Here is a 15,464-nt window from a genome sequence, read left to right on the forward strand (position 1 = left end):
CTGCAGATCAACATGATTTCGCAGGTTATTGCTACTTGCTTCCTTGTGAATCTCCAAAATCTGCTTGATAGTATTTTGATCGTTAAGGATTCGTATAAAACAAAAATGTTCCGATTTTCACCGGAACATTTTTAAAATATGATTGTCGCCTAAGCGAGAATTTCTATTTTACTGCATCAATTACAGCTTTGAAAGCTTCTGGGTGATTCATTGCTAAATCAGCCAATACTTTACGGTTTAAACCGATTTCTTTTGAAGCCAGTTTACCAATTAATTGAGAGTAAGAAATACCGTGCTGACGAGCACCTGCATTAATACGTTGGATCCATAATCCGCGGAATTCTCTTTTCTTAACTTTACGGTCACGGTATGCATATTGCAAACCTTTTTCTACCGTGTTTTTAGCAACTGTAAAAACTTTACTTCTTGCGCCCCAATAGCCTTTGGCCATATTAAGGACTTTTTTCCGTCTTCTTCTCGAAGCTACTGCGTTTACCGAACGTGGCATGTTGTTGTTGTTTTTTGGTAAGCGGCGTTCCTTTTTCTCGGAAACTTAAGGCCTGATACCTGGTGAATTAATAAATTACTTTCCGATGCAAAGCATACGTTTAACATTACCTGAATCTGCATCTGTTACAATTCCTGCATTTCCAAGCGCACGTTTACGTTTAGTACTCATCTTGGTTAAGATGTGACTTTTGTATGCTTTGTTTCTTTTGATTTTACCTGTTCCAGTAAGCGAAAAACGCTTTTTAGCACTGGAATTGGTTTTCATTTTTGGCATAACCTGTTTTTTAATTTATAAACCTATTTTTATTTTTTTGCTACTTTAGGCGCAACGGTTAAGAACATTCTTTTACCTTCTAACTTAGGTAAAAGTTCTACTTTACCCACATCTTCCAAAGCCTGGGCAAATTTTAAAAGTAAAATTTCACCCTGCTCCTTGTACACAATTGCCCTACCTTTAAAATGCACATAAGCCCGAACTTTTTCACCGTTCTCTAAAAAGCTTATTGCATGTTTCAATTTAAACTGGAAATCGTGATCATTTGTATTCGGACCAAAACGAATTTCCTTAATTACAGTTTGTTTAGCATTGGATTTAATTTCTTTCTGCTTTTTCTTTTGTTCGTAAACAAACTTACTGTAATCAATAATTCTACAAACTGGTGGTACAGCATTTGGAGAAATTTCTACCAAATCCAATTCCAGATCATCAGCAAGCGCCAAAGCTTTTGCCAAAGGATAAATCCCAGGTTCAACATTATCGCCAGCCAAACGCACTTCAGGCGATTTAATGTACTGATTAATGTTATGCTCTGCTTCTTTTTTCTTAAAAGGCGGACGTGGTCCCCTGTTAAATCCTGGTCTTCCTAATGCCAAACGTGTAACTATTTTAATTTAAACTGTTATTTCTTTTTTTAATAAAGTGTTGAACTCCTCCAACGTCATTTCCCCTAAATCTCCTTCACCATGTTTACGCACTGAAACTTTTCCATCAGCCATTTCTTTATCGCCAATAATAAGCATATAAGGGATCTTTTTAACTTCGGCATCACGGATTTTACGTCCGATTTTCTCATCTCGAAAGTCAATCAGCCCGCGAATATCGGAATTATTTAATTCATCTAAAACTTTTTTTGCATATTCTTCATATTTTTCTGAAATCGGAAGAATAATAAATTGCTCCGGACTTAGCCAAAGAGGGAAATTTCCGGCACAATGCTCAATTAAAACTGCGATGAATCTTTCCAATGAACCAAATGGCGCACGGTGAATCATTACCGGTCTGTGTTTTTGGTTATCGCTACCGGTATATTCCAGTTCAAAACGCTCTGGTAAATTATAATCTACCTGGATAGTCCCTAACTGCCATTTCCTACCCAAAGCATCTTTCACCATGAAATCCAGCTTAGGTCCGTAAAATGCCGCTTCGCCATATTCTACCACAGTATTCAAACCTTTCTCGGCAGCAGCCTCGATAATGGATTCCTCTGCAAGTTTCCAATTCTCATCATTACCAATATACTTCGATCTATTATCCGGATCACGAAGAGATACCTGGGCAATATAATTATCAAAACCCAGCGATTTAAATACATAAAGTACTAAATCGATCACTTTTTTAAATTCTTCTTTTACCTGATCAGGGCGGCAAAATAAATGCGCGTCATCCTGAGTAAAACCTCTTACACGTGTTAAGCCATGTAACTCACCACTTTGTTCGTAACGATATACCGTACCAAATTCTGCAAAACGAACAGGCAGATCCTTGTATGATCTTGGCTTAAATTTGTACATTTCACAGTGGTGCGGACAATTCATCGGCTTTAATAAAAACTCCTCTCCTTCTTGAGGCGTTTTTATTGGCTGAAAACTATCCTTACCATATTTCTCGTAATGTCCGGAAGTGATATATAAATTCTTATTCCCTATATGTGGTGTAACTACTTGCTCATAGCCGTGTTTTGCCTGCGCTTTTGTTAAAAACTGTACCAAACGTTCTCTTAATGCAGTTCCTTTTGGCAACCACATTGGTAAGCCCATCCCTACCTTTTCTGAAAACATAAAGAGTTCTAACTCTTTTCCAAGTTTACGATGATCACGTTTTTTAGCTTCTTCAATCATGGCTAAATATTCGGTCAGCTCGCTTGCTTTAGGAAAAGTTACACCATAAATACGGGTTAACTGTTTTTTAGTTTCATCACCGCGCCAGTAAGCACCGGCAACGTTCATCAGTTTTACGGCTTTAACGAAACCTGTATTGGGAATATGCGGACCACGGCATAAATCAGTAAACTGGCCCTGAGAATAGAAAGTAATTTTTCCATCTTCCAAACCCTCAATCAAATCCAGTTTATATTCGTCGCCTTTTTCAGTAAAATATTTGATTGCATCCGCCTTGCTTACACTTTCACGGGTGAAAGTTTCCTTTTGCTTAGCCAGTTCGATCATTTTAGTTTCGATGGCCTTGAAATCATCAGAAGAAAACTCCTTGTCGCCGAAATCTACATCGTAATAAAAACCAGTTTCAATCGCCGGACCAATACCGAATTTTGTTCCCGGATAAATTGCTTCTAAAGCCTCAGCCATTAAGTGGGCTGATGAATGCCAGAAAGTCGATTTACCTGCAGTATCATTCCAGGTTAGCAATTTTACTGAAGAATCAGCTTCAATTGGGCGTGTGGCATCCCAAACTTCGCCATTAACCTCGGCAGCTAAAACATTACGGGCTAAACCCTCAGAAATGGATAGTGCAATTTGATGGGCAGATGTGCCCTGTTCATACTGACGAACGGAGCCGTCAGGTAAAGTAATATTAATCATCTACAACTATGATTTGTTCCTTATTCAGTATTAAAATTTCGGAACGGTTTAAAAATATGATGAATTCTAAATCACATACAAAGTGATTTTTATTGCTGCGAAGATAAGAAAATTTATCTCACCGTTATTTGAGACGGCGAAATATTTTGAGAAATTTGAGGGTGGTTGATTACGGTAGACATATCCTGAATGAAGTTCAGGAAGATGCTCGGGGACTACGCTGAAGTGCAGGAATGATTCGGCAGGAAACATGCCGGGAAAATTGCGCTTCATGCCTTAATATTCCAAATAAAATCCAGATTTGAATCGAGTTTAGGAGGACGCCCAAGGGAGGAGTACATGAGAACGGACGAAATAATTACTTCTAAAACTTCTTAGAAATTAACCCTTTTTAAAGATAAAAGCCTTTCAAAATAAATCTGAAAGGCCTCTATAATACATTTTTCCAATTTTAATTCCCTGGAACAACGATTCGCTGAACACCACCACGTGGCCTGTTTTGCCTGAAACGCTTCATCATATTATCCATTTTAACTTTATATTCCGCTTCAGTAATTAACCTTGCTTTCTTTGGAGGTGTAACATCTTTAGTGCTCACGCCCCTATATTCAATACTTTTGGCAATGGTTGAACTACCTCTTCCTTCAATAGCCAAAACTGTACCTTCTGTCCACATTTTAGGATTTGGAGAAAAATTAAATCCAAGATCATTCGTATACCAGAGATGTGTTTCTTCAGTTACGTCTTTATCCATATCCAGAATTTTAACTGATCTGGTTGATTTGACAATGACCTCTTTGCAATCAAACCCAATGATTTTTTTTGTAGCATCCGTTTTTAAAACTTCTATTTTTGGAGCTGCAACCGGTTTAGGTTTTGAAGTATCACCAGGTGTTCCGCCCATTCTAAATGAGCTAATTGGACCAGAAGCAGACAGTTCCAATTTACTTGGCATATAATAGGTGGTATCATTTAAATCAAAAACTTCAGTAAGCTTTTGATCTGCAAAATTATAATAGTATTCCCGGTTGCCGCCTCCTCCACCGAAACGCATCATCATTCTGCCCATTCCGCCGCCGCCGCCACCGGCACCATTGCTATCTTCCATATCTTCAACAGCCATGTAACTTGCCTGAGTGGCCGTAAACAACAATTCGAAATTGCTCTTACTGGCCGAAGGCATTCTAGCTTTCATCTGATCCGGAATCTGCATGCCACTTGCTGCTGCCATAGCTGCCGGATCAATGGTGGTTTCAAACTGAATGGCACCCGAAGTTTTCTTTTGTGCATCTGCAACGGATAAAAGGCAAGTAATCCCTATCAGTGCTAAAAATATTTTTTTCATTTTTTGAATGTGTTTTTTTAATCATTAAGAGGCAAATAAATCTGATTTTTTTTGGCTTATAATTGCTGCTTCTTAATTTCTTTTGGATACAATCGGATCAAAAAGGTTTAATGACCTTTGGGTTTTGTTTGGCGTTTGGCGTTTGGCGTTTGGCGTTTGGCGTTTGGCGTTTGGCGTTTGGCGTTTGGCGTTTGGCGTTTGGCGTTTAAGGAAAATTTTAATTAATGCGAGTGGTTTGTATTAAACGCTACTTTACGGAAACATTTATGCTGACGAAATTAATATTCAGTACTTTCCAGCCAGCCATTACACAAAACATCAGCAAGGTGCATGGTTTTGATGGGCAGGTTATTTTTTTCAATATAGCCTTGTAAATGCAATAAGCAGGATAAATCTGTTGAAATAATGTAATCAGCATGTTGTGCCATGGCGTGATTTACTTTTTGTTCGGCCATTGCAGAAGAAATCGCATCGAATTTAACAGCAAAGGTACCTCCAAAACCACAGCACATATCTGTATCCTCCATTTCCAGCATTTCCAAACCATGAACTTTTGAAAGCAACTGACGGGGTTCGTCTTTAATTTTACATTCACGTAAAGCACTGCACGAATCGTGGTAAACGGCCTTACCTTCCAGCTCTGCGCCGAAATAATCTTTTTTCGCTACGTTGATCAAAAAGTCTGAAAGTTCCCAGATATTAGATTGTAAATTCCTGCATTTGTTGTGCACGATCGTATTGGTAAACAAATCATTATAGCCACCCTTTACCATGCCTACACAAGAGGCAGAAGGTGCCACTACATAAGTATTTTCTGAAAAATCATTTAAAAATTTAGTACCTACTTCTTTTGCTTCATCCCAGTAACCGGCATTGTAGGCTGGCTGTCCGCAACACGTTTGTTTGGAATTATAGCTAACCTCACAGCCTGATTTTTCTAATAACCTTAACGTATTAAAGGCGGTTTCCGGATAGAGCTGATCTACAAAACAAGGCACAAATAATTCTACTTTCATCATATTTCAGGGCAAACTTACGGTTTTACTATTTCTTTGCTTTCGTTTTTTCTTAAGATCAGCAAAAAGATTAAACCAATGATGAAAAATGATGCCAAAGCAATAATGGAATAGCGAATATTACCTGTTAAATCTTCAATATAGGCAAAACTAAATAACCCGATTACAATAGCCAGTTTCTCCGTAACATCATAAAAACTAAAAAATGAGGTGGTATCTGGTGTATTTAAGGGCAAATATTTAGAATAGGTAGAACGGGATAGCGACTGAATTCCACCCATAATCAGTCCCACAATCGCGGCCAGAGCATAAAACTGGTATTCGTTGGTAATGTTGTAGCCATATACGCAACAGCCGATCCAAACCAGCACCACCATGATTAAAACATTCACATTACCCACCTTTTTAGCCAGAAACGACATCAGTAATGCTCCCGGAATAGCAACGAGTTGAATAATTAAGATCACCGCAATTAACTTTGCTGTTCCTAACTTTAATGTTTTTTCGGCAAAACCTGCAGCAGCCAGCATGATGGTCTGAACACCCATTGAATAAAAGAAAAAAGAAAATAGAAAACCTTTTAGTCTTTTAATTTGCTTCAGCTGTTTCCAAACCTTCGATAATTCACTAAAGCCATCTTTAATGATATTGGTTTTGATTTTAGTTACCTGGGGAGTTCCGTTTGGCAGCACATGAAACGGAATTTGGGAAAATGCGATCCACCACACACCTACCAGTAAGAATGACAATCTCGGCGGAAAGGAGGCATCTGTAATACCGAACCACTCTGGCTTTAATACGAATAAAAAACAAATCAGCTGAAGCAAAACAGAGCCGATATATCCATAAGAAAAGCCCTGTGCACTTACCCGGTCCTGGTGTTCTTCTGTCGCGATTTCAGGGAGGTATGCATTACTAAATAACACCCCACCAATATAGCCCATTGCAGCCAGTACAAAAAATATGATACTCATTTCAAGGGTATCCAGCTTAAAGAAATATAAGGCCATACAAGCCAGGCCACCCATGTAAGTAAAAAATTTCATGAATGATTTTTTATTCCCCCTCCTGTCGGCAATAGAAGAAAGTATGGGCAGGGCTAAAGCCATAATCAGATATGCAAATGATAGCGCATAGTTAGAAAGCGATGTATTAACAAAATGTCTTCCAAAAAAGGTAACCTGATCACCATGTTCTTTAGTTGTGGTGATAATGGTATAGTAAGCCGGAAAAATTGTGGACGTAATTACGAGGTTATAGGCCGAATTTGCCCAGTCGAAGAAAGCCCATGAACGGATGGTTTTCTTATTGTTTTTTTCTATCATTTATATTTTCGCTTCGCGGAAGATTACACAGATTGATATGATTAATACAAAACTAATATTTTACCGATAATTATGGTTAACAGTTCTCAATTTACAATTAATAGTTTTCAAATCTCAAATCTGGCATCTCAAATCTATCTTTTTACGCCTCCAGATAATATTTCTTTCCATCCGTTTTAATTTTACCTGCGTCTAATAATTCCCGAATGGCATCGATCCGTTCATTTTCGGTACCCTTCTTAATGGCGGTTACCAAATCATCCAGCGTAAAGGCCTGTTGCTGCAATAAAGAAATGATTTCGAAGTCAATTTCATCATTGATCAGCTGGTCGTTTTCAGCTTTTTTTTCAGCCAGGCAAACATCGCAAACGCCACATTTTGAAGCATGATGTTCATCAAAATAAGCCAGTAACTGAATGCTGCGGCAAATATTTGTTGAAGCATAGCTGATTACTGCATTTATCTGCTTCAGTAGAATTTCTTTACGCAATTCGAGATACTTTACATCTAAATCAAAATGATCCATATCCACACGTGGCCTGACATATTGCAACTGTGGCTGGTCGGTTTGCTGAATATAAGTAAGTAGTTCCAGCGATTGTAATTTATGCAGTAAGGCAATGATATCTTTATAAGACAAACCTGTTTTTTTGGCCAGATCTGCTTCATTGATGCTGATAAAGCCATCAAAAGCACCTCCATGTGATCTTAAAATGGTTTTAATAATACCATCGTAAACCTTGTTTTCAATCTGAAACCTGTAAATATCTTCATGACTGGCGATAAACATCATTCTGGAGGGTAGAAAAACACTTTCTGACAGGGTAAGGTAGCCATCATGTTCCAGAAACTTGAGGGCAGATATTGTTTTTAATACACTGATGTTAAAACGCTTGCAAAAATCAGCTATATCAAAAGTAAAAGTAAGGCCTTCGCCCGCACCAAAAGCCAGCTGAAAATAGCTGCCCAGATAATGGTAGGTTTTTCGGATATCATCAGGAGCAGGAAAACTATCAATATAGCGTGATTCCAGGTTCAAGATATCAGATTGATTGGCCAATAAAACGGCGTAACTTCTTTTCTCATCCCTTCCGGCCCTCCCCGCTTCCTGATAATAAGCTTCCAGGCTTTCGGGTAAATCCAGGTGTACCACAGTACGCACGTCAGCCTTGTCAATCCCCATTCCAAAAGCATTTGTGGCCACCATAATACGGGTCTTATTTAGTTTCCAGTCTTCCTGCTTTTTAAATCTGACATCCCTTTCTAAACCAGCATGGTAAAAATCAGCCTTGACCTGATTGCGGTTTAAAAAATTAGAAACTTCAGCCGTTTCACGCCTGTTGCGCACATATACCAAACCTGTGCCCTTCACATTTGTACAAATGTCCAGTAGTTTTTTATACTTATCTTCTTTATTAAAAACAACATAGCTCAGGTTATCGCGAGCAAAACTTTTCACAAAAACCTGCGGATCAGTCATCTCCAGCTTATCCATTATATCTTGCCTTACAAAAGCCGTTGCCGTAGCAGTGAGTGCCAATACCGGTACTTCGGGATGAATTTCCCTGAGCCTGGCAATTTGCTGGTATGGCGGGCGAAAATCATATCCCCATTGGGAAATACAATGCGCTTCATCAACTGCAATAAGATTGACATTCATATAAGAAATCCGCACACGAACCAATTCAGCTAATAGTCTTTCAGGAGACAGGTAAAGGAACTTGATCTTACCGTAGATACAGTTATCCAGTAAAATATCAATTTCGCGCTTTCCCATCCCTGCATAAATGGCTATGGCTTCAATTCCCCTTGATTTCAGGTTTTCCACCTGATCTTTCATCAGGGCGATTAAGGGCGAAACGACAATACAAATGCCTTCTTTTACCAATGCGGGAACCTGAAAACAAACCGATTTACCTCCTCCGGTGGGTAGAAGTGCTAAACTGTCTTTTCCTTCCAGAACAGAATTGATAATATCCTGCTGGAGCGGTCGGAAGGCTGGATAACCCCAGTATTTTTGTAAAATCTCTATGGCTGTCATAAATCGGCGGTATCAAAACTATAAAATTTATATGTAAAGCAATAGCATATTTACAATTGGATCAAAACCATCTTGCAAAAGATTATTAACTTTGTTCAATACGTCAATAAATGCTGGAAAATCAGTTCACTGAAATTATTTACTTGATTAAAAATGTCCTTAATATAAAATGAAAAACCTTTACTTTTTTTCTGCGCTCTCTCTTTTATTTTTCACTTCAAATGCCCAGGAAAAAAAATGGGATGTAGAAAAATATCAGGGTACAACCAAGAATTTTACGCTAAATACGGATGAAGGTACCTGGATGAACCTGGATGTGAGTCCGGATGGCCAGGAAATTGTTTTTGATTTATTAGGTGATATCTACACCATGCCCATTTCCGGTGGCCAGGCCAAATTAATCAGCGGTGGCATTGCTTACGATGTTCAGCCAAGGTTTAGTCCGAATGGCAAATATATTTCTTACACCAGCGATAAAAGTGGTGGTGATAACATCTGGATTATGAGCCGCGATGGCTCCGATAAAAAGCAGGTAACAAAGGAAAACTTCAGGCTCTTAAATAACGCTACCTGGATGCCAAACAGTGAATACCTGATCGCCCGTAAGCATTTTACCGCCAGTCGCTCATTAGGTGCCGGTGAAATGTGGATGTACAATATAAACGGCGGTGAAGGTGTTCAGCTTACCAAACGGAAAAATGACCAGCAGGATGCCGGTGAACCCAACGTTTCACCCGATGGAAGATATGTCTACTTCAGTGAAGATGTAAGTCCCGGACCAGATTTTGAATACAGTAAAGACCCGAATGGTACCATTTATGCCATCCGCCAGCTGGATTTAACCACCGGAAAATTAACCACATTTATTAATGAGCAAGGGGGCGCCTGCCGTCCTCAGGTTTCACCGGATGGAAATCTGATCGCTTTTGTGAAAAGGGTCCGTTTGAAATCTACACTATATGTACAAAATATTAAAACAGGTGAAGAATGGCCTGTAAACGAAGATTTATCTCACGATCAGCAGGAAACCTGGGCTATTTTTGGTGTTTACCCGAACTTCGCCTGGACACCTGACAGCAAAAGCCTTGTGTTTTATGCTAAAGGAAAAATCAGGAAGACAGAAATTGGAACGCTGATCAATTCAACCATTCCGTTTCAGGCAAACACTGTTCAAACCATACAGCAGGCTTTACATTTTGAGCAGCAGGTATTTAGCAAAGATTTTTCAGCAAAAATGCTCAGACAGTTAAGTACATCACCAGATGGTAAAACCATTATTTTTAACGCAGCCGGATATCTTTATAAAAAAGAATTGCCCAATGGAACACCCGAACGTTTAACCAATGGATTGGATTTTGAATTTGAGCCGGCATTTAGTCCGGATGGCAGGTTTGTAGTATACACCACCTGGAGCGACGAACTCCGCGGAGCCATTAAAAGAACCGATTTAAGATCTGGAAAAACCATTAGCTTAAGCGACGAAAAAGGTTTTTATTATTCGCCTCAATATTCTACCAAAGGTGATAAAATCGTGTTCAGAAAAGGTAGTGGAAATGATGTGCTGGGCTATAATTATGGTCGTGGAACCGGAATTTTCATCATGCCGGCAAACGGTGGGGCTAAAACGCTTGTTTCTGATAATGGCATCCGCCCGCAGTTTAACAATACCGATACGCGGATTTATTTTCAAAGTTATGCTGAAGGGAAGAAAGCCCTGAAAAGCATTGATCTAAATGGCGGAAATGAAAGAACACATTTCACATCCCAATATGCCAATCAGTTTGTCATCAGTCCGGATAATAAATGGCTGGCTTTTAACGAGCTCTTCAATGTGTATATTACCCCGATGATCAATATTGGAACCGCCCAGGATGCATCAGCAGGAAACAAAGCCATTCCGGTGGCCAAAATCACCACAGATGGCGGAACATACATCCAATGGAGTGCCGACAGTAAAAATCTGCACTGGACTTTAGGACCTAAATATTTTACTGTAGATGTAAACCGTTCCTTTAATTTTGATGGCAGTTCGCCAAAAATTCAGGCCACTTCAGTTGATATTAACCTGGTTCTAAAATCAGATGTACCAACTGGTATGGTGGCATTAAAAGGTGCCAGAATTATCTCCATGAAAGGCGACGAAGTAATTGAAAACGGAACCATATTAACTGATGGTAATAAAATTACGGCCATTGGTAAAACTGATGCGGTTACGATTCCGGCCAATGCAAAAGTGATTGATGTGAATGGAAAAACCATTATGCCCGGTATAATTGATGTACATGCGCATCTACGCACAAGTCCTGACGGGATTTCACCACAAAGCGACTGGAGTTACCTGGCCAACCTGGCCTTTGGAGTTACAACATCACATGATCCATCCAGCAATACGGAAATGGTATTCAGCCAGAGTGAAATGCTGAAAGCGGGCAGGATGATTGGTCCGAGGGTTTATTCAACCGGTTCGATTTTATATGGTGCCGATGGAGATTTCAAAGTAGTGATTAATAGTTTAGATGATGCCTTGGCCAATCTTAAGCGTTTAAAGGCCATGGGTGCATTTTCCGTAAAATCATATAATCAACCCCGCAGAGAGCAGCGCCAGCAAATTCTGGAAGCAGCAAGACAGTTAAAAATGGAAGTGGTGCCTGAGGGTGGTTCCACATTTTTTCATAATATGAATATGATTGTGGACGGACATACCGGCATTGAGCATAGTATACCGGTTTTACCTGTTTATAAAGATGTCACCACGCTATGGAACAATACAGATGTGGCCTATACCCCTACTTTAATTGTGGCCTATGGAGGGCAGTGGGGCGAAAATTACTGGTATGATCGAACCAATGTATGGGAAAACGAAAAGTTAATGACTTATACGCCGCGTTCCATTATTGATGCCAGGGCCAGGCGCCGAACAACTTCTGAATACAGTGACTACAACCATATTGATATTGCCAAGGCTGCCAAACAAATTGCCAATGGAGGTACTAAAGTAAACCTGGGCGCACACGGCCAAATCCAGGGTTTGGGCGCACACTGGGAATTGTGGATGTTTGTACAAGGTGGATTTACACCGCTGCAGGCAATTAGAAATGCCACTTTAAATGGTGCAGCTTATTTAGGAATGAATAAAGAACTTGGCTCTTTGGAAGTTGGAAAACTGGCCGATATGGTGATTATGGATGCCAATCCCCTGGATGATATTCGTAATTCAGAAAAAATCAAATACGTGATGATTAATGGCCGGCTGTATGATAGTGCAACCATGAATGAGGTTGGCACCAGGGAAAAGCTCCGCAGTAAATTATGGTTCGAAAATGCCAGGGGAAATGGATACATCGTGCCAAATGGTGAATCTGAAACCTGGATTTTTACGGTTCCGCATTGTGACTAAATTTTATCCCGCAGATTAATAAGATTTATGCAGGTGTTTGTAATCTGCGGGGAAACTTATAAAAAAATTAAAGCACCAACAAACCAAATTCCCTCAAATTGTTGACTGGTTTTGAATACCAGAACAATTCGAAGTTTTCCATCCCTGTTTCAAAATCAGCTTTAACATCGGCGAAAGTATAAACCTTTTCTCTTTCAATTGAAATTTTTTGAAGAATAGCACTCAACCATTCGCCTTCATTTCTATTGGTTTGAATGGTAAATGTTTGCTTTTTATCATGAAAAGTAAGCGTTGTCATTTCCCACGAATTTCCTTTTTTGGTTTTAGTAAAATAATCTATTTCAGGATTATTACCTAACCAAACTACTTTTGCTGTAGGCTTCGTATTGAATTGTTGATCTTCGTTTAAGGCAATTTCAATAAAGTCTTCCGGGATTTTTGTCCTGGGAATCTTAAAATCAAACCAATCCTGAAGTTCATAATCAAAGCAGATGCCGTGCATGAAGTTGAACAATGACTTTTTTAATCCAAAGCTGAATTTATTATGATCGATTCCTGTTCTATCGGTATAATTAATGTCGTTATTGGCAAAGGTTCCGATGATTTCTGAATCTTTTATTACGCCAAATTTTTCAGGATATAATCCCACCGGACTATGTGCCGTCATGGCGAACTGATGCCAGAAACCGGATTGCAGGATACCTGCTTCAAATAACTGCCTGACCATTTCAAGGCTATCTACCGTTTCCTGGATGGTTTGTGTAGGATAACCGTACATTAAATAAGCATGTACCATAATACCTGCTTCGGTAAAGTTCCGGGTTACCCGGGCTACCTGTTCAACCGTTACCCCTTTTTCTATCAGTTTAAGTAAGCGATCGGAGGCAACTTCTAATCCACCTGAAACAGCAATACAACCTGATGCCTTTAAAAGTAAACATAAATCTGCGGTAAAACTTTTCTCGAACCGGATATTGGTCCACCAGGTAACAGCCAGTTTACGCCGGAGAATTTCCAGGGCCACCTCACGCATCAGGGCTGGTGGTGCGGCTTCGTCCACAAAATGGAATCCGTTTTGTCCGGTTTTAATGGATAATTCCTCAATCCGGTCTACAATCTGCTTTGCCTGAACTGGTTCATAAACTTTAATATAATCCAGTGAAATGTCACAGAAAGTGCACTTACCCCAATAACAGCCATGGGCCATGGTTAACTTATTCCACCTGCCATCGCTCCACATGCGGTGCATTGGGTTCACGATTTCAATCACTGAGATGTATTGATCCAGCAATAAACCTGAATAATCCGGTGTACCAACATCAGCCTGTTTATAATCTTTGCGGAAGGAATCATTTCTGTAAACTACTTTTCCGTTTTCCAGCAGAAAAGTACGTTTATAGAGCTGCATCTCTTTTGGAACTCTTCCACTGATGTTCTCAATAAGCAATTCTATCGGTAACTCACCATCATCCAGGGTGATGAAATCAAAAAATTCAAAAACCCGCGTATCCGAAAGGGAGCGCAACTCTGTATTTGGAAAACCGCCACCCATGGAAATTTTAATTTGGGGATGATGTTTTTTAACCCACTGTGCAGCGCGGAATGCACTATACAGATTCCCGGGAAAGGGAACTGAAATCAGAAATAGCTCCGGCTGAACTTTTTCGATATGTTCTTTTAAAATGGAAATCAGGAGCTCATCAATATAACTGGGAGCCTGCGCCAGTGTAGTATACAATTCGTCAAAGGAATTAGCACTTCTGCCCAGTCGTTCTGCATACCGGCTGAAACCAAAATTCTCATCCACACATTCTACAATATAATCTGAAAGATCTTCGAGATAGAGTGTAGCCAGATGTTTGGCTTTATCTTGTGTACCCATGGCACCAAAGGCCCAGTCAAGCTCTTCCAGCTGTGAAAACCGTGATGCCTCCGGCAGAAAATCACTGCTGCAAATCTGTAAGGCTAAAGTTGGATTTTTACCCTGGAGAAAATGAATAACCGTATCAATGGTTTTCAGGTACTCATTTTTTAAAGCGAGTATTCGCTTTGAATTGGCACTTAGCGGTTTTGTTAAAGGCGTAGCAAATAATGAGGTTAAGCCGTTCTTAGAAAACATTTTGAGGATCACCTCAATACCTAGATCAGCCTGGGTAGCACTGATATTTTTAGTATTCAGAAAGCCTTTTATATACGCCGATGCCGGATAGGGTGTATTCAGTTGGGTAAAAGGTGGCGTGATGATAAAAAGTTCTGTCTTCAAAGGAAATATTTAAAACACAAAAGTACGGGATTTTGTAGATTTTAAATCATTGATGATGTTTTCTTAAATCTTTTGAATTAAATATGAGTAAATAATGAATGAAAGTATTCTATCATCGTTTATATTTTCTACAATTAAAGATATGCCAATTTATAATGTAAATACCTTTAAAACATAAAAGCACCCAAATAGTATGCCTTATACTTTCTAATGTGCATTATACAGTTAATCATGACCATATCAGACATGGAAATCATTTAAGATCAAAAACACAAGGCTAAGAATGAAAAAACAACTCTGCCAAACCAGCATTGATATTCTAATGTACTTTATGTGATTAAACCTGACTTTTTTGATAATTTCATTTTTTTAAGATCAGCAAGATACTATGTCTTTGTACTACCAGACGAAGTGTTCTCTATTTACCCCTAACATATAAACACCTATTAGCATAATTATCATCTAGCTCATAAGGGCATGTTATAGGATATGGTGAGACATGAGGTTTAAACTAACTTGTAAAGGAAAAATAAACCTTGGCAAAGCACACCTCGTCACCTCGACAGCAATGTAGATATCTTTTTGATCCCCCAAAAGTGGCCAGCTGAAAACATCCCTATTGACAATTATACAATAAGATTACTTCGCTGGCTGAAAAAGCCGCCTCGCAATGACGATCTAAATGATGATCTGCATCCCGCTATAGCCACCACGCTATCTGCACCCTGCTACCGGCCTGGGAGATGATGG

The 15,464-nt window shown here is 39.4% G+C and carries 10 protein-coding genes; 1 reads left to right on the forward strand and 9 read right to left on the reverse strand.

Going from position 1 to position 15,464, the window contains the following annotated elements; translation table 11 throughout:
- Positions 1–163 precede the first annotated feature (163 nt).
- The 8 genes from rplT to CBW18_RS17860 form a co-directional block, all read right to left on the reverse strand.
- Complete coding sequence (rplT, locus tag CBW18_RS17820; protein ID WP_029285460.1) at positions 164–508, reverse strand: 50S ribosomal protein L20; 345 nt, start codon at positions 506–508, stop codon at positions 164–166.
- A 75-nt stretch (positions 509–583) separates the two neighbouring features.
- The gene (gene rpmI, locus CBW18_RS17825; RefSeq protein ID WP_010600880.1) at positions 584–784 is read right to left on the reverse strand and encodes a 50S ribosomal protein L35; all 201 of its coding nucleotides are present in this window, start codon (positions 782–784) and stop codon (positions 584–586) included.
- Between the two features lie 29 nt (positions 785–813).
- Positions 814–1,383, reverse strand: a complete 570-nt coding sequence (gene infC / locus CBW18_RS17830) for a translation initiation factor IF-3 (RefSeq protein WP_088302733.1) — start codon at positions 1,381–1,383, stop codon at positions 814–816.
- 18 nt (positions 1,384–1,401) lie between these two features.
- Positions 1,402–3,327, reverse strand: coding sequence for a threonine--tRNA ligase (gene thrS / locus CBW18_RS17835; RefSeq protein WP_088302734.1), 1,926 nt, complete (start codon positions 3,325–3,327; stop codon positions 1,402–1,404).
- Positions 3,328–3,778: 451 nt separating this feature from the next.
- Positions 3,779–4,672: a hypothetical protein gene (locus tag CBW18_RS17840; RefSeq protein ID WP_088302735.1), complete on the reverse strand. Its 894-nt coding sequence runs from the start codon at positions 4,670–4,672 to the stop codon at positions 3,779–3,781.
- A gap of 278 nt (positions 4,673–4,950) precedes the next feature.
- Positions 4,951–5,688 (reverse strand): (Fe-S)-binding protein, encoded by a 738-nt coding sequence (locus CBW18_RS17850; protein ID WP_088302736.1) that lies wholly within the window; start codon positions 5,686–5,688, stop codon positions 4,951–4,953.
- Between the two features lie 17 nt (positions 5,689–5,705).
- Positions 5,706–7,013: an MFS transporter gene (locus tag CBW18_RS17855; RefSeq protein ID WP_088302737.1), complete on the reverse strand. Its 1,308-nt coding sequence runs from the start codon at positions 7,011–7,013 to the stop codon at positions 5,706–5,708.
- Between the two features lie 142 nt (positions 7,014–7,155).
- Positions 7,156–9,054: an ATP-dependent DNA helicase RecQ gene (locus CBW18_RS17860; protein WP_088302739.1), complete on the reverse strand. Its 1,899-nt coding sequence runs from the start codon at positions 9,052–9,054 to the stop codon at positions 7,156–7,158.
- Positions 9,055–9,223: 169 nt separating this feature from the next.
- Between CBW18_RS17860 and CBW18_RS17865 the strand changes: the two genes are divergently transcribed.
- Entirely contained in the window at positions 9,224–12,451 is a 3,228-nt protein-coding gene (locus CBW18_RS17865) for an amidohydrolase family protein (RefSeq protein ID WP_172406570.1), read from the forward strand.
- 67 nt (positions 12,452–12,518) lie between these two features.
- Here the strand turns inward: CBW18_RS17865 and CBW18_RS17870 are convergent, their stop codons facing one another.
- Positions 12,519–14,714 (reverse strand): radical SAM protein, encoded by a 2,196-nt coding sequence (locus CBW18_RS17870; protein WP_088302740.1) that lies wholly within the window; start codon positions 14,712–14,714, stop codon positions 12,519–12,521.
- Positions 14,715–15,464 lie beyond the last annotated feature (750 nt).

This window comes from Pedobacter sp. AJM (genome assembly GCF_002197755.1).
Classification (GTDB): domain Bacteria; phylum Bacteroidota; class Bacteroidia; order Sphingobacteriales; family Sphingobacteriaceae; genus Pedobacter.